General features: G+C 72.5%; 16 protein-coding genes and 1 pseudogene. 6 read left to right on the top strand and 11 right to left on the bottom strand.

Annotated elements, in window-relative coordinates; genetic code table 11:
* Nucleotides 1–12: 12 nt before the first annotated feature.
* The 9 genes from IE217_RS21450 to IE217_RS21410 form a co-directional block, all read right to left on the bottom strand.
* On the bottom strand, nt 13–1629 hold the full coding sequence (locus IE217_RS21450) for a glycoside hydrolase family 13 protein (RefSeq protein ID WP_190179516.1): 1617 nt from the start codon (nt 1627–1629) through the stop codon (nt 13–15).
* Nucleotides 1630–1690: 61 nt separating this feature from the next.
* Nucleotides 1691–2569 (bottom strand): carbohydrate ABC transporter permease, encoded by an 879-nt coding sequence (locus IE217_RS21445; protein ID WP_190179515.1) that lies wholly within the window; start codon nt 2567–2569, stop codon nt 1691–1693.
* Nucleotides 2566–3528: a carbohydrate ABC transporter permease gene (locus IE217_RS21440; protein WP_190179514.1), complete on the bottom strand. Its 963-nt coding sequence runs from the start codon at nt 3526–3528 to the stop codon at nt 2566–2568. Before IE217_RS21440 ends, IE217_RS21445 begins: the two co-directional genes overlap by 4 nt.
* A 6-nt stretch (nt 3529–3534) precedes the next feature.
* Nucleotides 3535–4884, bottom strand: coding sequence for an ABC transporter substrate-binding protein (locus IE217_RS21435; RefSeq protein ID WP_190179513.1), 1350 nt, complete (start codon nt 4882–4884; stop codon nt 3535–3537).
* 132 nt (nt 4885–5016) lie between these two features.
* Entirely contained in the window at nt 5017–6018 is a 1002-nt protein-coding gene (locus tag IE217_RS21430) for a LacI family DNA-binding transcriptional regulator (RefSeq protein WP_190179512.1), read from the bottom strand.
* Nucleotides 6019–6101: 83 nt separating this feature from the next.
* On the bottom strand, nt 6102–6917 hold the full coding sequence (locus IE217_RS21425; RefSeq protein WP_190179511.1) for an ABC transporter permease: 816 nt from the start codon (nt 6915–6917) through the stop codon (nt 6102–6104).
* Between the two features lie 30 nt (nt 6918–6947).
* Nucleotides 6948–7847 (bottom strand): ABC transporter permease, encoded by a 900-nt coding sequence (locus tag IE217_RS21420; protein ID WP_190179510.1) that lies wholly within the window; start codon nt 7845–7847, stop codon nt 6948–6950.
* A gap of 7 nt (nt 7848–7854) precedes the next feature.
* On the bottom strand, nt 7855–9066 hold the full coding sequence (locus IE217_RS21415; protein WP_190179509.1) for an ABC transporter substrate-binding protein: 1212 nt from the start codon (nt 9064–9066) through the stop codon (nt 7855–7857).
* A gap of 22 nt (nt 9067–9088) precedes the next feature.
* On the bottom strand, nt 9089–10126 hold the full coding sequence (locus IE217_RS21410) for an ABC transporter ATP-binding protein (RefSeq protein WP_190179508.1): 1038 nt from the start codon (nt 10124–10126) through the stop codon (nt 9089–9091).
* Between the two features lie 111 nt (nt 10127–10237).
* Between IE217_RS21410 and IE217_RS21405 the strand changes: the two genes are divergently transcribed.
* Nucleotides 10238–11014: a FadR/GntR family transcriptional regulator gene (locus IE217_RS21405; RefSeq protein WP_190179507.1), complete on the top strand. Its 777-nt coding sequence runs from the start codon at nt 10238–10240 to the stop codon at nt 11012–11014.
* Between the two features lie 32 nt (nt 11015–11046).
* Nucleotides 11047–11904, top strand: a complete 858-nt coding sequence (locus tag IE217_RS21400) for a cache domain-containing protein (RefSeq protein WP_229865479.1) — start codon at nt 11047–11049, stop codon at nt 11902–11904.
* A gap of 58 nt (nt 11905–11962) precedes the next feature.
* On the opposite strand, the gene IE217_RS21395 is transcribed toward IE217_RS21400, so the two are convergent.
* A complete protein-coding gene (locus tag IE217_RS21395) occupies nt 11963–12634 on the bottom strand; it encodes an MmyB family transcriptional regulator (RefSeq protein ID WP_190179506.1) in 672 nt (223 codons plus the stop codon).
* 234 nt (nt 12635–12868) lie between these two features.
* On the opposite strand from IE217_RS21395, the pseudogene IE217_RS21390 reads away from it, so the two are divergent.
* From IE217_RS21390 to IE217_RS21380, 3 genes and pseudogenes are all read left to right on the top strand, one after another.
* Nucleotides 12869–13524: pseudogene (locus tag IE217_RS21390) on the top strand (helix-turn-helix domain-containing protein).
* Nucleotides 13525–13556: 32 nt separating this feature from the next.
* Complete coding sequence (locus tag IE217_RS21385; RefSeq protein WP_190179587.1) at nt 13557–14117, top strand: toxin-antitoxin system, toxin component; 561 nt, start codon at nt 13557–13559, stop codon at nt 14115–14117.
* 164 nt (nt 14118–14281) lie between these two features.
* Nucleotides 14282–14509, top strand: a complete 228-nt coding sequence (locus IE217_RS21380) for a hypothetical protein (protein WP_190179505.1) — start codon at nt 14282–14284, stop codon at nt 14507–14509.
* Nucleotides 14510–14557: 48 nt separating this feature from the next.
* Here the strand turns inward: IE217_RS21380 and IE217_RS21375 are convergent, their stop codons facing one another.
* A complete protein-coding gene (locus IE217_RS21375) occupies nt 14558–15235 on the bottom strand; it encodes a 4'-phosphopantetheinyl transferase family protein (protein WP_190179586.1) in 678 nt (225 codons plus the stop codon).
* A gap of 253 nt (nt 15236–15488) precedes the next feature.
* Between IE217_RS21375 and IE217_RS21370 the strand changes: the two genes are divergently transcribed.
* On the top strand, nt 15489–16616 hold the full coding sequence (locus tag IE217_RS21370) for an ATP-grasp domain-containing protein (protein WP_190179504.1): 1128 nt from the start codon (nt 15489–15491) through the stop codon (nt 16614–16616).
* Nucleotides 16617–16705 lie beyond the last annotated feature (89 nt).

Here is a 16705-nt window from a genome sequence, read left to right as displayed (position 1 = left end):
GGGTGCGCGGGGTCAGGCGCGCAGCCAGACCGCCGTGTCCTGCGGGAGCCGGCCCCGGTCGTCCAGGGGGCCGCTGGCCAGCAGGAGTTCGGTGTGGCCGGGCAGTGGCGCGGGTGCGTCCGAGAGGTTGACCACGCAGGTGGCCCCGTCGGCGCGGGCGAAGGCGAGGACGCCCTCGGGCGCGGGCAGCCAGGTGAGCGGGGCGTCGCCGAACACCGGGCGCAGGCGGATCGCCCGGCGGTAGAGGGCGAGCATCGAGCCGGGATCCCCCTCCTGCCGGTCGACGGCGTACTCCGTCCAGCCGGCCGGCTGCGGCAGCCACGGCTCCTCGCGCGAGCCGAAACCCGCGTACGGCGCCCCGGCCGTCCACGGCAGCGGGACCCGGCAGCCGTCCCGGCCGGGGTCGGTGCCGCCGGAGCGGAAGTGCATGGGGTCCTGGATGCGGTCGACCGGGATGCCGGCCTCGGGCAGGCCGAGCTCCTCGCCCTGGTAGAGGTAGACGGCGCCGGGCAGGGCGAGGGAGAGCAGGGCCGCGGCGCGGGCCCGGCGGGTGCCGAGGGCGAGGTCGGTGGGGGTGCCGAAGGCCTTGGTGGCGAAGTCGAAGCCGGTGTCCTCGCGGCCGTAGCGGGTGACGGTGCGGGTGACGTCGTGGTTGCACAGCACCCAGGTCGCGGGCGCGCCGACGGGGGCGTGCTCGGCGAGGGTGTCGTCGATCGCCGTACGGAGCCGGTCCGCGTCCCAGGGGCAGGCCATGAACGCGAAGTTGAAGGCGCTGTGCAGTTCGTCGGGGCGCAGGTAGCGGGCGAAGCGCTCGCTGTCGGGCAGCCACACCTCGCCGACGAAGACGCCGCCGTACTCGTCGGCGACCCTGCGCCAGGAGCGGTAGACGTCGTGCAGTTCGTCGCGGTCGACGTAGGGGTGCGGGTCGCGGCCCTCGGTGAAGTCGGGCAGGCGGGGGTCCTTGATCAGCAGGGCGGCGGAGTCGATGCGGACGCCCGCCACGCCGCGTTCGAACCAGAAGCGGAGGATGTCCTCGTGCTCCTGGCGCACCGCCGGGTGGGCCCAGTCGAGGTCGGGCTGTTCGGGGGCGAAGAGGTGGAGGTACCAGTCGCCGTCCGGCAGCCGGGTCCAGGCCGGGCCGCCGAACTGGGACGTCCAGTCGTTGGGCGGCAGTTCGCCCCGCTCGCCGCGTCCGGGCCGGAAGTGGAACAGCTCCCGTTCGGGTGCGCCCGGGGCGGCGGCGCGGGCGGCGCGGAACCAGGGGTGCTGGTCGGAGACGTGGTTGGGCACGATGTCGACGATGGTCCGGATGCCCAGCTCGCGGGCCTCCGCGATGAGCTTCTCGGCCTCGGCGAGGGTGCCGAAGGCCGGGTCGACGGCACGGTAGTCGGCGACGTCGTAGCCGCCGTCCTTCATCGGGGAGAGGTACCAGGGGTTGAACCACAGGGCGTCCACGCCGAGTTCGGCGAGATACGGCAGCCGGGAGCGGACGCCCGCGAGGTCGCCGGTGCCGTCCCCGTCGCCGTCGGCGAAGCTGCGGACGTACACCTGGTAGATGACGGCGGAGCGCCACCAGGCGTCGCCGCGGCGGGCGTCGGGGGCGTTGCGGGCAGGGCTGGGCTGTCCCACTGTGCGGGCCTTTCTGTCTCGGTGAGCGAGGGCGGGTCGCCGGCGCGGAGGGGCGGGGCCGTCAGCCCTTGGTGCTGCCCGCGCTGATCCCGGCGATGATGTGCCGCTGGAAGACGAGGAAGAGCGCGACCATCGGGATGCTGGCGATCACCATCGCGGCGATGAGCACGGTCAGCTGGATGTTCTGCGACAGCTGGACCAGGGCCACGCTGATCGGCTGCTGGTCCGTGTCGGAGAAGACCATCAGCGGCCACAGGAAGTCCTGCCAGACGGCGACCAGCGCGAAGATCGACACCACGCCGAGCACCGGCCGTGACATCGGCAGCACGACGGACCACAGGACGCGCAGCTTGCCGGCGCCGTCGATCTCGGCGGCCTCCAGCACGTCACGCGGTATCCGGTCGAAGAACCGCTTGAGCAGGTACAGGTTGAAGGCGTTGGCGGCGGCGGGCAGCCAGATCGCGAGGGGGTCGTTGAGCAGGCTGGTGTGGATCAGCGGCAGGTCGGCGACCGTCAGGTACTTCGGTACGACGAGTGCCTGGGCCGGGACCATCAGGGTGGCGAGGATGCCGCCGAGGATCACCTTGCCGAACGCGGGCCTGAGCTTGGACAGGGCGTATGCGGCGGCCGTGCAGAACACCAGCTGGCAGGCCCAGGCGCCGGCGGCCTGGACGGCCGTGTTCCACAGGTGCTGCGGGAGCTGCATGAGGTCCCAGGCGTCGGTGTAGGCGCCGGGGTGCCAGTGCTCGGGGACGAGGGTGGGCGGCGTCCGCGCCACCTCGTCCGGCGACTTCATCGCACCGGTGACCATCCAGTAGACGGGGAAGAGGAAGGCGAGGGTGAACAGCACCACCACGCCGGTGAACACGGTCCAGTAGGCGGCCTTTCCGCGCGGGCGGGCCAGGGCCGCCGGGGAGAGCAGGGTGCGGGTGGCGCTCATGCGTCCTCCTCGCCGGAGCCGGAGCGGGTCAGGCGCAGATAGCCGGCGGAGAACACGCCGAGCAGCACGAGCAGCATGACGCTGAGGGCGCAGGCGCCGCCGAAGTCGTTGTAGAGGAAGGCGTACTTGTAGATGAGGTAGAGGACGGTGACGGTGGCGTTCTCGGGGCCGCCGCCGGTGATCACGAAGGGTTCGGTGAACACCTGCATGGTGGCGATGATCTGAAGGAGCATCAGCATCAGAATCACGAACCGGGTCTGCGGGATCGTGACGTGCCTGACACGCTGGAGGAGGTTCGCGCCGTCGAGTTCGGCGGCCTCGTACAGCTCGCCGGGGATGGACTGCAGGGCGGCGAGGTAGATCAGGACGGTGCCGCCCATGTTGGCCCAGGTGGCGACGAGGACCAGGGAGACCAGCGCGGTGTCGGCGCCGTTGGTCCAGTTCGAGGTGGGCAGGTGCAGGGCGCGCAGCGCCTCGTTGGCGAGGCCGGCGCCGGGGTCGTAGAACCACTTCCACAGCAGGGCGCTGACCACGGGCGGGATCATCACCGGCAGGTAGACCACGACTCGGAAGAACGCCTTGGCGTGGCGGAGTTCGTTGAGGACGAGGGCCAGGACGAAGGGGACGGCGAAGCCGATCAGCAGGGCCAGCACCGTGAAGGTGAGGGTGTTGCGCCAGGCGGCGCCGAACTCGGGGTCGTGCAGGACGCGGGTGAAGTTGGCGGTGCCGGCCCACTCGGGCGTCTGGCCGGGGGTGTACTTCTGGAAGGCGATCACGACCGCGCGGATCGCCGGGTACCAGGAGAACAGGGCGAAGCAGATCAGGCCGCCGAGGAGGAAGGCGTAGGCGCGGGCCTGTTCGGCGAGGCGGCGCCGCCTGCTCCTGCCTGCCGGGGGCGGCTCCGGTACGGGGTGGACGGCGGCCGTCCGGGTGGGCCGCCGCTCGGCCGTGCTGGTCATCACCGGTCAGCTCCGGGCCAGGATGCCGTCGATCTTGCCGGAGGCGTCCTTGAGCAGCCCGTCGATGTCGGCGTCCTTCTTGGTGAGGACGGCGGAGACCACGCCGTCGAGGACGGAGTAGATCTGCTGGGCGCTGGGCGGCTCGACCTTGAGCTGGAGCTTGTGGTTGCCCTCGAGGAAGGAACGGTAGTTCTCCACGGGCACGTTGGCGTCGGCCTTCTTGGCCTGCTGGTCCTCGGCGTCGGCGGCGCCGGTGAACAGGCGCGGCTCGGGCAGGCCGACGGGCGCGTTGTGGGCCTTGGCGCGGGCGTAGTCGCCGAGGAACCCCTTGCCGGGGGTGAGGAACATGTGGTCGAGCCACTTCAGGCCGGCGCGGATCTGGGCGGGCGTGTCCTTCCTGCTGAACATGTAGCCGTCGCCGCCGACGAGCGTGCCCTTGCCGCCGGGCATGGGGCCGAGCGCCAGGTCCTGGTAGTTGCCGCCCTTCTCCTTGACCAGGATGGGGATGTTGTCGGGCGCGGAGAGGTACATGCCGAGCTTGCCCGAACCCATCATCTGCTGCACGTCGTTGATGACCAGGAGCTGCTTGCTGCCCATGGAGTCGTCCGTCCAGCGCATGTCGTGCAGGTTCCGCAGGACGGCGTGGCCCTCGGGGGTGTCGACGGTGGCCTTCTTGCCGTCGGCGGAGACCACGTCGCCGCCCTGGGAGTACAGCTCGGCGGTGAAGTGCCAGCCGCCCTGGTTCTGGGCGCTGTAGTCGGCGTAGCCCACCGTGCCGCCTCCGAGCGCGGCGATCCTCCTGGCGTCCGTGCGGACCTCTTCCCACGTGGTGGGCGGCTTGTCGGGGTCGAGGCCGGCCTTCTCGAAGAGCTTCTTGTTGTAGACCAGGCCCATCGAGTAGCCGGTGCGCGGGATTCCGTAGACCTTGCCGTCCACGGTGTAGATGTCGCGCAACTGCTCCTGGATGGTGCCGTAGCTCTTCAACTCCTTGACGTACGGGGTGAGATCGGCGGCCTGGCCGGTGGCGACGACGTGTTTGACGTCGGTGAAGTAGGTGTAGAAGACGTCCTCCATCTGGCCGCCGGCGAGCTTGGCGTCGAACGTCTTGGGGTCCTCGCAGGGGAACGCGTCGTGCGCGACGACGTCGATGTCCGAGTGCTGTCTTTCGAAGGCGGCGACGTCCTGGTCGAAGAACTGCCGGTCGACCTTGGCGCTCGCGGGCGGGCGGCAGTTGACCGTGATGCGGGTCTTGCCGCTCGCCGAGTCGTCGTCGTTCGAGCCGCACGACGTCACGGCGAGGGCGAGGGAGCAGGCGCCGATCGCGGCGACGGCATGGCGGAACCCGGTGCTTCTCATCGGTGGACCCCTTCGGGCAGGAGCGGTGGGCGCCGCACACTCAAGCACCGACGACGACGGTGCGCAATATCCCGCGCAGAATCTGAAATTATTCGACAGGTGACCGGATCTCCTGGACTGCTCGCCGACGGCTCAGTCGCGGGGCGCCTGGGCGGTGGAGCCGCGCACCACCAGCTCCGGCTCGAACAGCAGCTCGTCGGCGGGCACGGAACCGCCCCCGATCTGCGCGTTCAGCAGCTCCACGGCGGCCTTGCCCATCGACTCGATGGGCTGGCGGACGGTGGTGAGCGGCGGTTCGGTGCAGTTCATCAGCGCGGAGTCGTCGTAGCCCACGACCGATATCCGGGACGGGACGTCGAGTCCGCGGCGGCGCGCGGCCCGTACCACCCCGAGGGCCAGCGGGTCGCTGGCGCAGATGAAGCCGGTGACGCCCCGGTCGATCAGCTTGGACCCGGCGGCGTGGCCGCCCTCGATGGAGAAGATGGCCCGCGCCACGAACTCCTCCGGCAGCCCCTCCCCCGCCACCGCGCGCGCCGCGGCCAGCTTGCGCGCCGAGGGCACGTGGTCGCCGGGGCCGAGTACGAGGCCGATCCGCTCGTGGCCGAGGGAGGCCAGGTGCCGCCAGGCCTGCTCGACGGCGACCGCGTCGTCGCAGGACACGCCGGGGAAGCCGAGGTGCTCTATCCCCGCGTTGACCAGCACCACCGGGATGTTGCGCTCGGCCAGCAGCCGGTAGTGGTCGTGGGGCGCGTCGGCCTGCGCGTACAGCCCGCCGGCGAAGACGACCCCGGAGACCTGCTGCTGGAGCAGCAGCTCCACGTAGTCGGCCTCGGAGACCCCGCCCTTGGTCTGCGTGCACAGCACGGGGGTCAGGCCGAGCTGGGCGAGCGCCCCGCCGATGACCTCGGCGAAGGCGGGGAAGATGGGGTTCTGCAGCTCGGGCAGGACCAGGCCGACCAGCCGGGCGCGCTCGCCGCGCAGCTGGGTGGGCCGCTCGTAGCCGAGGACGTCCAGCGCGCTGAGCACCGCCTGCCGGGTGGGCTCGGAGACCCCGGGCTTGCCGTTGAGCACCCGGCTGACGGTGGCCTGGCTGACCCCGACCTTCTTCGCCACTTCCGCAAGTCGTCGCGTCATGCACGCAACTCTAGCGCAAGTTACGCAAGTCGTTTGCGTAAAGGGGCGGCGCCGGATGCCGGCGTCAGACCGGGCTGCAGGCGTCAGACCCGGCTGCCGCCGGCGGTGTCGGCCGACAGCCGCTGGGCGATGTAGATCGGCACGACGGAGAGCAGGACGAGCACGGCCGCCACGACGTTGACGACCGGGGCCTGCTGCGGCCGGGTCATGTTGTCGAAGATCCAGATGGGGAGGGTCTCGATGCCGGGCCCGGCGGTGAAGGTGGTCACCACGATCTCGTCGAAGGACAGGGCGAAGGCCAGCAGACCGCCCGCGAACAGCGCCGAGCGCACCAGCGGGAAGGTGACATCGGCGAAGGCGCGGAAGGTGTGCGCGCCGAGGTCCGCCGCCGCCTCCTCGTAGGAGCCGGAGGTGCGGCGCAGCCGGGCGGCGACGTTGTTGAAGACCACGACGATGCAGAAGGTGGCGTGGCCGACGACGACCGTGAAGAGGCCGAGGCCCACCCCGAGCGGCTCGAGCACCGTGGAGAACGCGGAGTTGAGCGCGATGCCGGTGACGATGCCGGGCAGCGCGATGGGCAGCACGACGACGAAGGAGACCGCGTCGCGGCCGAAGAAGCGGTGCCGGGCCACCGCGAAGGCGATCAGTGTGCCCAGCACGAGGGCGATCGCGGTCGCTCCGAGGCCGGCCTTGACCGAGGTCCACAGGGCCGCGCGGGCGCCGGAGTTGTGCCAGGCGACCGACCACCAGTGCGTGGTCAGGCCCGGCGGCGGCCAGCTCGCGCTGCGGTCCGGGTTCAGCGAGTTGACGAGGACCAGCAGCAGCGGCACGTAGATCACCGCGAAGCCGAGGGCGGCGGCGGCGCGCAGCGCGATGCGCGCGGTCCGCGAGAGCTGCATGACCAGAACACCCCTTCAGATGCCGGTGGTTCAGATGCTGCTGAGCGCGCCCGTGCGGCGCATCGCGAGCAGGTAGAGCACGATCACGACGACGGGGACCGTGCCGAGCGCGGCGGCCATGGGCAGGTCGAGCTCGATGTTGGAGTAGACGAGGTTGCCGATGAGCTGGGTCTTCCCACCGACGATCTGCACGGTGATGTAGTCGCCGAGGCTGAGCGAGAAGGTGAAGATCGAGCCGGCCGCGACCGACGGCAGCACCATCGGCACCACCACCGAGCCGAAGGTGCGGCCGGGGCGGGCGCCCAGGTCGGCGGAGGCGTCGAGCAGGTTGTCGGGCAACTGCGCGAGCGCGGTGTGCACGGGCAGGATCATGTACGGCAGCCAGAGGTAGGTCAGGGTGAGCACGGCGGCCGGGAGCCCGAAGCCGGGGCCGCTCAGCCCGAGCGGCTTCAGCATCCAGTCGGCGAGGCCGCCCTGGGAGAGGATCAGCCGCCAGGCGTACACCTTGACCAGGTAACTGGCCCACAGCGGGGTGAGGATGGCGACCACGAGCAGTGGCCGCCACCGCGGCCGGGCCACGCGGGCGGTGTAGAAGGCGACCGGGAAGGCGATCACCACGCACAGGGCGGTGACCGCGAGGGCCACGCCGATGCTGCGCCCGATCACCTGGCGGTAGACGGGCGTGGTGAACAGGGCGTGGAAGTTGTCGGCCGACCAGACCTTCACCACCTGGGAGGTGAAGGAGTCCGTCGTCCAGAACGCGGAGACGAACAGCACGGAGAGCGAGCCGAGGTAGAGCACGGCCAGCCACAGCAGCGGAGCGGCGAGCAGCAGGGCGAGGCGGAGCCGGGGGCGGCGGTGCAGCGCCCCGGCGAGCCGCCGGGCGGCGGCCCTGGGGCCCTGCCCGGCGGTCTGCGCGGCGACGGTCATCGGCGGTTCAGCCCTTGATCTCGGTCCAGGCCTGGACCCACTTGGCGTACGGCACGCACTTGACGTCGGTGCGGCCGTCCAGGCACTGCTCGATGGGCGTGTTCCAGAAGGCGACGCGCTTCCAGTAAGCGGTGTCGGCCGCGTGGTAGGTGGCGCAGAAGTTCTTGTCGCTGGTCAGCGCGCAGGCCTTGGCGTTGGCGGGCGCCTCGCCGAAGTACTCGGCGACCTGGGCGTTCACCTTCGGGGAGACGATCCAGTCCAGCCACTTGTAGGCGCAGTTCGGGTGCTTGGCCTTGGCGGAGACCATCCAGGTGTCCGACCAGCCGGTCGCGCCCTCCTTCGGGACGAAGGCCTTGATCTTCGCGCCCTCGGAGGCGGCGAGGTTGGCGATGACCTGCCAGGTGGTGCCGATCACGGAGTCGCCGCTCTTGAAGGCGGAGACCTCCTTGAGGTAGTCGCTCCAGTACTCGCCGACGTCCGCGTTCTGCTTCTTCAGCAGGGCGACGGCCGCGTCGAACTGCTTCTGGTCGAGCGCGTAGGGGTCCTTGATCTTCAGCTCGGGCCTGGTGGCCTTCAGGTACAGGGCGGCGTCGGCGATGTAGATGGGCGAGTCGTAGGCGGTGACGTGGCCCTTGTACCGCGCGGCGTCGTCGAAGACGGCGGACCAGGACGTCGGCGCGGGGTTCACCTTCTGCGTGTTGTACATCAGCAGGTTGGCGCCGCGGCCGTGCGGGATGCCGTAGGCCTTGCCCTTGACGGAGTTCCAGGCCTGCATCTTCAGGTCGGGGAAGACGTCCTTGTAGTTCGGTACGAGCGCGGTGTTGACCGGGGCCGCGTCGCCGGAGGCGATCAGGCGCAGGGAGGCGTCGCCGGAGGCGGACACGGCGTCGTACTCGCCGGTCTTCATCAGCTTGACCATCTCGTCGGAGCTGGCGGCGACCTTGGAGTGGACCTGGCAGCCCGTCTGCTTCTGGAAGTCGTGCACCCAGTCGGTCTTGGGGTCGTTGGAGCCGTCCTCGACGTAGCCGGCCCAGGCGACGAGGTTGACCTGGCCCTCGGGCTTGCCGAGCGCGGACGGGGCCTTGAGGTCGGGCGGGTTGAGGCCGCCCGGGGACGCGGTGCCGCCGGAGCCGGAGGAGCCGCAGGCGGCGGCGGTGAGCAGCAGCGCGGCGGCGGCCGCCGCCCGCAGGGTTCGGGTGATGCGCACGACGTTCTCCATGGGGTGTGGGCGGGCGTGGTGCTCAGCGGGCGTCGGGGACCCGCACGGCGTGGCGGCGGTGCCACGTCAGGCGGACGCGGGTGCCGCGGTAGGCGGCGACGTCCTCGGCGGAGGTCTCCAGGTTCTGCTGGAGCGCGGTGAGGCGGCCGCCTGCGTCGAGGTCGACCAGGAAGCGGGTGGCGTCGCCGAGGTAGACGACCTCGGCGACGGTGCCCGTGGCGGTGGCGACGTCGGGCTCGTCGGCGAGGGCCGACTCCTTCAGGACACGGATCTTCTCCGGCCGCACGCTGTAGGTGCCGGGCGAGCCGAGGATCCGCTGCGCCGACTCCGCGCGCAGCAGGTTGGAGGTGCCGACGAAGGAGGCGACGAACTCGGTCTCGGGGCGCTCGTAGATCTCGGCGGGGGCGCCGACCTGTTCGATGCGGCCCTGGTGGAAGACGGCGATGCGGTCGCTCATCGTCAGGGCCTCCTCCTGGTCGTGGGTGACGAAGACGAAGGTGATGCCGACCTCGCGCTGGATCGCCTTGAGCTCGATCTGCATCTGCTCGCGCAGCTTGAGGTCGAGGGCGCCCAGCGGCTCGTCCAGCAGCAGCACGCGGGGCCGGCCGACGAGGGCGCGGGCGAGGGCGACACGCTGGCGCTGGCCGCCGGAGAGCTCGGAAGGGCGCCGCCTGCCGTATCCCTCCAGGCGCACCTCGGCGAGCGCCCTGCGGGCCCGCACCAGCCGCTCGGCCTTGGGCACCCGGCGGACCTTCAGCCCGTAGGCGACGTTCTGCTCGACGGTCATGTGCGGGAAGAGGGCGTAGTCCTGGAAGACGGTGTGGACGTCCCGCTCGAACGGGGCGAGCCGGGTCACGTCCCGTCCGGCGAGCTCGACGCTGCCGCCGGACGGGGTCTCGAAGCCGGCGATCAGGCGCAGCACCGTGGTCTTGCCGGACCCGGAGGGCCCGAGCATCGAGAAGAACTCCCCGTCCCGTATCTCCAGGTCGACCCCGGCCACCGCGGCCGTCTGCCCGAACGACTTGCGCAGGCCCTGCAGCCGGATCGCAGTCCCTTCCATGCGGGAACCTTTCTGGCGCTCATGAACGTTGAACGGAAAGATATGAAGTCATAGTTCAAAGCTCAAGACCGCCTCAAGGCAAAGCTTGGGTCAACCGGCAAGGTGGTGGCCGTGAAACAGCGACACGTCGAGAGCGACGCCAGGGACACGAGCGGCCGGGGCGGCGCGGAGGGCGCCCGGCGGGCCGTCTTCGCGCCGGTGGAGAGCCGGGCGCGGGTGGAGGCGGTGGTCCGCCGCATCGGCGACGCCATCGAGCTCGGACTGCTCGCCGACGGTGAGCAGCTGCCCGGCGAGAGCGAGCTGGCCGGCCTGCTCGGGGTGTCCACGGTGACGCTGCGGGAGGCGCTGATGGCGCTGCGGCAGCGGGGCCTGGTCACCACCCGGCGCGGCCGCGGCGGCGGCAGCTTCGTCTCGCTGCCCGAGCGGCCCGGCCAGGAGCGGCTGCGGGCCCGGCTGCGCGGCTGGAGCAGCGAGGAGCTGCGCGACCTCGGCGACCACTGGGCCGCCCTGTCCGGCACCGCGGCCGCGCTCGCCGCCGAGCGCACCGGGCCGGACGACCTGCGTCCGCTCCTGCGGTCGGTGGAGGAGCTGGCCACGGCCCCCGACGCGGCGGCGCGCAGCAGGGTGTACGGCCGCTTCCACGTGGAGCTCGCGGCGGCCGCGCAGTCCGCACGGCTCACCCGGGAGCAGGTGACGCTCCAGACGGAGGTGGGGGCGCTGCTCTGCCTCGTGCTCGCCACCGACGAATATCGTGAAGAAGTGGCAGATCGTCACCGCGCCGTGATCCGCGCCGTGCAGGATGAAGCCCCGGATTCGGCCCGTACGCTGGCCGAGCGGTGCGTCCGGGAGTCGGCGGCGCGGCTCATCGCCCTGCGGCTGACCCTCTAGCGCACCGTGCGGCCCCGTCGCTGGAGGGCACCATGAGCACGATTCCCGCACTCGTCGGGACGGCGGACACCGCGCGCGCCCCGGCCGGTGGGCGGCACGGCGCGGACGAGGAACACGTGCGGCGCCCCGGCCGCGGCGGGCTCCTCGAGGCCGAGGAGCGTGTCGCCGCCGGGGTGGGACGCGCGCTGGAGGCGGTGTTCGCGGCGGTCGCCGAGACCCGCGCCGAGACCGCCGCGCTGCTGGCCCGGGTGACGGACGCGGGCAGGGGGGCGGTGAGCGCCGATCTCGCCGCGCTGCGGCCGGGGCTGCATCTGCGGCTCGAGCGCGAGGAACTGGTCTCGGGCGTCGGTTTCGTCGCGGCCCCCGGACTGCTGACCGACGTGCCGGCCTGGCTGGAGTGGTGGCAGTCCACCGCCGAAGGAGACGTACGGCCGCTGCTGCTCGACCTGGACCCCCGGCAGTCGGCGTACACCGACTACACGCACTGGGACTGGTTCGCGCTGCCGCGCGACACCGGGCTGCGGGCGGTGGCCGGTCCCTACGTGGACTACCTCTGCTCCGACGAGTACAGCCTGACCTTGTCCGCCCCGGTGGAGCTGGCCGGCCGCTTCGCCGGGGTCGCCGCCGCGGACGTCTACCTGCGGCACTTCGAGGACGCGGCGCTGCCCCTGCTGCGCGAACTGCCGGGCCCCGCCCACCTGGTGAACGCACGCGGCCGCGTCGCCGCCTCCGCCGACCCCGCGCACCTGGCCGGCTCACTGACCAAGGGCCACGACTTCGCGGCGGTGCTGCGGGAGGCGCGTGCCACCGACGTGGCCGGTTCCGGGGTACGGCTGGTGCCGTGCCGGGGGCTGCCGCTGGTGCTCGTGTGGCGGGCGGCGACGGCGTGAGGGCCGCGGGCGGGGTGGGCCCGGCGCCGTCGGCGACCTGAACGCCGACGGTGCCGGGTCAGGCCTCCGGGGCCGGCACCACGCTGAGGTGGCCGGAGGCGCGGCGGGCGCGGCGGGCGGCGCGCGGGACCGGGGCGGTGCGCCGCGTCTCGCGCAGCACCAGGGTCAGCCGGGTGTACCCGAGGTCCCGCAGCGTGGCCGGGGTCTCCTCGACGATCCGGCAGTCGGTGGCGCCCCAGCGCGGGTCGGGGTGCAGCAGCGGGCGGACCGCGCCGTCGGACTCGGCGGCCGACTCGCCGACGCTGCGGATCCAGTGCGGCAGGCCGTGCCGGTAGGCGGCCTCCATGATGGGGTCCTGGGCGATGTCGCGGCGGACCGCCTGGAGCGCGGGGTCGTGGCCGCGGCGCTCCAGGGCGGCGGCGAACTGCGCCAGCATCGGCAGGCACCAGCGCGACTCGTGGTCTCCGAGGACCGTGCCCGCCTCCGGGTGGAACAGCACGAAACGCAGGAAGTTGACGTCCGGCATGGCCGTCGGGTGCGGGGCGAGCGAGCCGAAGAGCGAGGAGAAGGCGCTGTTGGCCAGGACGACGTCCCAGCGCTGGTCGACGACGAAGGAGGGAAACGAAACGGCGTGCAGGAGCGTGGCGTAGTCGCGCAGGTAGGCCTGCGCCTCGCCACTGTCGGGGACGGGCCGCGGCACCGGCCGTTGCCCTCCTGCCTGAAATGCCATCGGGAGGTCACCCCTCTTGCCTATGCGGCCTTCACGCGGCGCCTTGATCCTGCGGCTCAGGTAGGAGCGGTGTCAACTATCGTGGCATTTCATGCCGGTTGACGGCTGAAATTGGCCACAGTTGTGGCGAGACCTGGATGTGAGTTCGAACGACGGGCTACTCTCCGGGAAGTTCACGGCGCCCCGCTCTGTGAAAAGCCTGTGAGACTTGTGAGAGACGTAGGAGATCTGTCGGTGACCGATGGCATCGAGGATCCGGGCACCACGGCGCCGGCCGTGCTGCCGGCCGTCGTCGCACGCGTCACCGCGCTCGCCGACCGGCTCGGCGTTCCGCAGGCGGAGGTCTTCGACGTCGGCCGCCTGTCGGTGGCCTGCGGTGTGCCGAGCCCGTGGTCAGGGCCCTGCTGAGCGGGCGGCCCGCGGGCGAGCCGGACGTGCAGGCGCGGTTCCTGCAGCGGCTGGACCTGCTGCGCCGCACCCGGCTCAAGCCCAACGGCCGGCGCTACACGCAGCAGGAGATAGCCGACGGCGCGGGCATGTCGCGGCAGCAGGCGGGCGCGCTCATCAACGGCGACCGGCGGCCCACGATGGAGCACTGCGACGCCATCCAGCGGTTCTTCCGGGTCCACGCCGGCTTCCTGACCGCCGAGGACCCCGAGGCACTCGCGGGCGCCCTCCAGCGCACCGAGCAGGAGCTGCTCCAGCGCCTGGCCGACCGCGAGCGCCGGGCCGCCGAGGCCGCCGACGACCCGCTGGAGCGGCTGCTCCAGGACCACGGCGTGCGCGGGATAGCGTGGCGGGCCGCACAACTGCCCACCGACCAGCACCGGGACAAGGTCGCCGAGTGGCTGGACATGCTTCTGGAGAGCGTCAAGCGGCCCGAGTCGTGATGCAGGGGAGAACCGTGGGCATCGCCAAGGACATGCGCCGGCTGTGCGGCGAGCTGGTCGCCGAGCTGACGCTGCCGGCGCCCGCCCGGCCGACCGATCTGTACGCCGCGCTGTGCGCGGGGATGAGCCGCCGCCGCGGGCGCCCGGTCCTCTTCCGTACGGCCGCCTTCCCGCCCGGCACGGCCAGCGGGCTGTGGCTCGACATGGTCGAGCAGGACCTCGTCCTGGTCGAGGAACGCACCGCGCCCGACCACCAGTTGGTGATCCTCGGGCACGAGCTGTGGCACATGAAGGCCGGCCACTGCGGACACCACGTGGACGGCGTCCAGGTCGCCGCACGCCTGCTCGAGGACGGCGCCGACCTGCGCGCGACCGTCCACCGGGCCGCCGCGCGCAGCGGGTTCGACCAGGCCGAGGAAGAGGAAGCCGAGAGCTTCGGCCTGCTCCTGGCCAGCAAGTGCCGTACGTGGCTCGCGGGTTCCTCGTTACGCGGCCCGGTGCACCGGGACCGGCTCGCGGGGCGCATCGAGGCGTCCCTGGGGTACCTGGGCCACCGGGTGGAGGGGGAGGGCCCGGCCAGGGGCCGGCTCTGAAGGCGCGCGCCTGGGCCGAGTGGGGGGAAGCGGGGCCGGGCGCGGGGGGATTGTCAGTGGTGGGCGGCAAGCTGGAGGGGCAGCCACCGCCGGCCTGATCCGTCGAAGAGGCCCTGGGTGGCGGCGTGTGACCGTGTGACGCCGAAACCGGGGAGAGCCGACCCATGCCGACCGCCGTACTGACCGACCGCGAGCGAACCGCCGTCCAGGCCTACCTGCGCCTGCTGCACACGGTGCGCGCCGCCTTCGACGGCCCGCCGGACTCCGCCCGCCCGCCCCTCGTACCCCCCGCCGTCCTCGCGGAGGCCGAACAGGCCCTCGCCCGCGCGGGCCTGGCGGGCAACGAGGAGGCCTTCTTCGGGCTCCTGCGCGAGTGGCTGCCCGACCGGTAGACCCCCGCCGCCACGCCCCGCCCGCCGCGTTCCGTCAGGCGCGTTCCGTCAGGCGGGCGGGACCGTGACCGCGGTGGCCAGCAGGCCGCCGGTGGTGATCCAGCGGCCCTCGAAGTGGCCGAGGCGCTGTCCGCCGACCACGGGACCGGGGACGAGCAACCGCGCCCGGAAGCCGCCGCGCCGGGGCGTGCCAGGGGCGGGGTGGAAGTCGATGTCGGCCTCGGAGAAGTCCAGCCACTTGCCGGTGAGCGGGAACCACGCCTTGTAGACGGACTCCTTCGCGCTGAACAGCAGCCGGTCGAAGTGCACGTCCGGGTGGCGGGCGGTGAGCGCGCCGATCCGCCGCTCCTCGGCGGCCAGCGCGACGGCCGTCAGGACGCCCTCGGGCAGCGGGGCGTGCGGCTCGGCGTCGATGCCGAGGGAGGCCAGCTCGCCGGCGCGGGCCAGGGCGGCCGCGCGGTAGCCCTCGCAGTGGGTCATGCTGCCGACCAGCCCCTCCGGCCAGCACGGCGCGCCCCGCTCGCCGGTCGGCACGGCCCTGGGCCGCACGCCCAGTTGGGCCATGGCCCGGCGGGCGCAGGCGCGCACCGCCGCGAACTCCCGCCGCCGCTTGGCGACCGCCCGCGCCACGGCCGCCTGCTCCTCGGGGTACAGCGGGGCCTCGTCACCGTCGTCGCCGTGACTCTCCACGGCCGCCACCGAAGCCGGGAGCAGTTCCTCGATCAACCGGGTCACGTCCTTGGTCGGGGCAGTGGTCCCGACGACCGTAGACCATGGCGCGGGCGGGCCGCCCCGGGGAATTCGGCCACGCCCGATCCGTGACCTGCGCGTTGCACGCGGGACTTGTCCCAAGCCGTATGATCGCCCCGACACCACGCCCGCAACTCCCCCTCGCGCAGGGCGGTCCGGTGTCCCTTCCTTCCCTCTGGCCGGGCACGGCCCGCATCGCCCTGCCCGCGAACCGTGAAAGGCGGCCTGCATGGTCTCTCGCGTACGCGTCTGGCTCAACCGCACGTACGCGGAGAACGTGTTCTTCATGGATCAGCTGCGCCGGAATCCCGCCGACCGGGCGGTCGAGATCCATGCCACGCACGGCGACGCCGACTCGCCCGTGCTGGCCGCCGCCGACACCGCCGAACTCGAACCCGAGGGCCTGTCCCCGGCGGCGTACGCCGAGTACGCGCTGGACCAGTGCGCGCGGCGCGGCATCGACGTGTTCGTGCCGCGACTGCACCAGGACGCGATCGTGGGGCACCGCGCCGAATTCGCCTCGGTGGGCACCGCGCTGCTCGCGCCGACCCCGCAGGCGGTGGCGGTCTTCGCGGACAAGGCGACCGCGTACGAGGCGGTCCGGTCGATCGGGGTGCCGGTGCCGCCGTGGTGGCGGGTGGGCACGGCGGCCGAACTGCTCGCCGCTGTCGAGGAACTGGAGGCGGCCGGGCACCGGGCCTGCTTCAAGCCGGCCTCCGGTGCGGGCGGGACCGGCTTCCGGGTGATCACGCGCGAGCCCTTCTCCCTCGCGGATCTCGACGGCTTCCCCGGCCCCCGGGTCCCGCTGGACGTGGTCCTGCGCGCACTGGAACAGTCGGAGGAGGCCGTCGACTGGCTCGTGATGCCGCGCCTGGAGCAGCCCGAGGTGTCGGTGGACTGCCTGACCGGGCCGGACAACCGGATCCGGCTCGCCGTGGGCCGCACGAAGAACGGCCGCCGCCGCGGTTTCACCCTGCACGAGCAGTGGCTGGAGCCGGCCCGCCGCATCGCGGAGGGCTTCGGGCTGCACTACCTCTCCAACATCCAGTTCCGCGTGTTCGGCGAACGGCCGGTCCTGCTCGACGTCAACACGCGCCCCGCGGGCGGCCTGCACCAGCTGTCGCTGTGCGGGATCAACGCCCCGTGGGCGGCCGTGCAACTGGCGCTCGGCGAGGACCCCGGTCCCGTGCTGCCGCCCTTCCTCGGGCAGGACTACACGGTGGTCGCGGGCCCGCGGCCGCTGCTGCCGGTGTCGGTGCCGCGGCAGCGCGCGTACGCGACGGAGCCGTCCCTTCCGGTCGCGCCGGCCCCGGCCCCCGCGCAGCCGGCGGCCCCGGTCACGCCCACCCACGCCTGAGCCGGACACCTCCGGCTTCCCCCGGCATCCCAACTCCCCGCCGGTCCGGACCAATTGCGACGCCACACCTTGACATCGCGATTGGTCCA

It is taken from the genome of Streptomyces naganishii JCM 4654 (genome assembly GCF_014650575.1).
Taxonomy (GTDB): Bacteria; Actinomycetota; Actinomycetes; order Streptomycetales; family Streptomycetaceae; genus Streptomyces; species Streptomyces naganishii.
This window is presented reverse-complemented; position numbering and strand designations above follow the sequence as displayed.

Bases quoted from the DNA above. Each gene is read 5' to 3' on its own strand.
- IE217_RS21445 (WP_190179515.1), bottom strand. From the start codon at position 2,569: ATGAGCGCCACCCGCACCCTGCTCTCCCCGGCGGCCCTGGCCCGCCCG.
- IE217_RS21440 (WP_190179514.1), bottom strand. From the start codon at position 3,528: ATGACCAGCACGGCCGAGCGGCGGCCCACCCGGACGGCCGCCGTCCAC.
- IE217_RS21435 (WP_190179513.1), bottom strand. From the start codon at position 4,884: ATGAGAAGCACCGGGTTCCGCCATGCCGTCGCCGCGATCGGCGCCTGC.
- IE217_RS21430 (WP_190179512.1), bottom strand. From the start codon at position 6,018: ATGACGCGACGACTTGCGGAAGTGGCGAAGAAGGTCGGGGTCAGCCAG.
- IE217_RS21425 (WP_190179511.1), bottom strand. From the start codon at position 6,917: ATGCAGCTCTCGCGGACCGCGCGCATCGCGCTGCGCGCCGCCGCCGCC.
- IE217_RS21420 (WP_190179510.1), bottom strand. From the start codon at position 7,847: ATGACCGTCGCCGCGCAGACCGCCGGGCAGGGCCCCAGGGCCGCCGCC.
- IE217_RS21415 (WP_190179509.1), bottom strand. From the start codon at position 9,066: ATGGAGAACGTCGTGCGCATCACCCGAACCCTGCGGGCGGCGGCCGCC.
- IE217_RS21410 (WP_190179508.1), bottom strand. From the start codon at position 10,126: ATGGAAGGGACTGCGATCCGGCTGCAGGGCCTGCGCAAGTCGTTCGGG.
- IE217_RS21400 (WP_229865479.1), top strand. From the start codon at position 11,047: ATGAGCACGATTCCCGCACTCGTCGGGACGGCGGACACCGCGCGCGCC.
- IE217_RS21395 (WP_190179506.1), bottom strand. From the start codon at position 12,634: ATGGCATTTCAGGCAGGAGGGCAACGGCCGGTGCCGCGGCCCGTCCCC.
- IE217_RS21385 (WP_190179587.1), top strand. From the start codon at position 13,557: ATGCGCCGGCTGTGCGGCGAGCTGGTCGCCGAGCTGACGCTGCCGGCG.
- IE217_RS21380 (WP_190179505.1), top strand. From the start codon at position 14,282: ATGCCGACCGCCGTACTGACCGACCGCGAGCGAACCGCCGTCCAGGCC.
- IE217_RS21370 (WP_190179504.1), top strand. From the start codon at position 15,489: ATGGTCTCTCGCGTACGCGTCTGGCTCAACCGCACGTACGCGGAGAAC.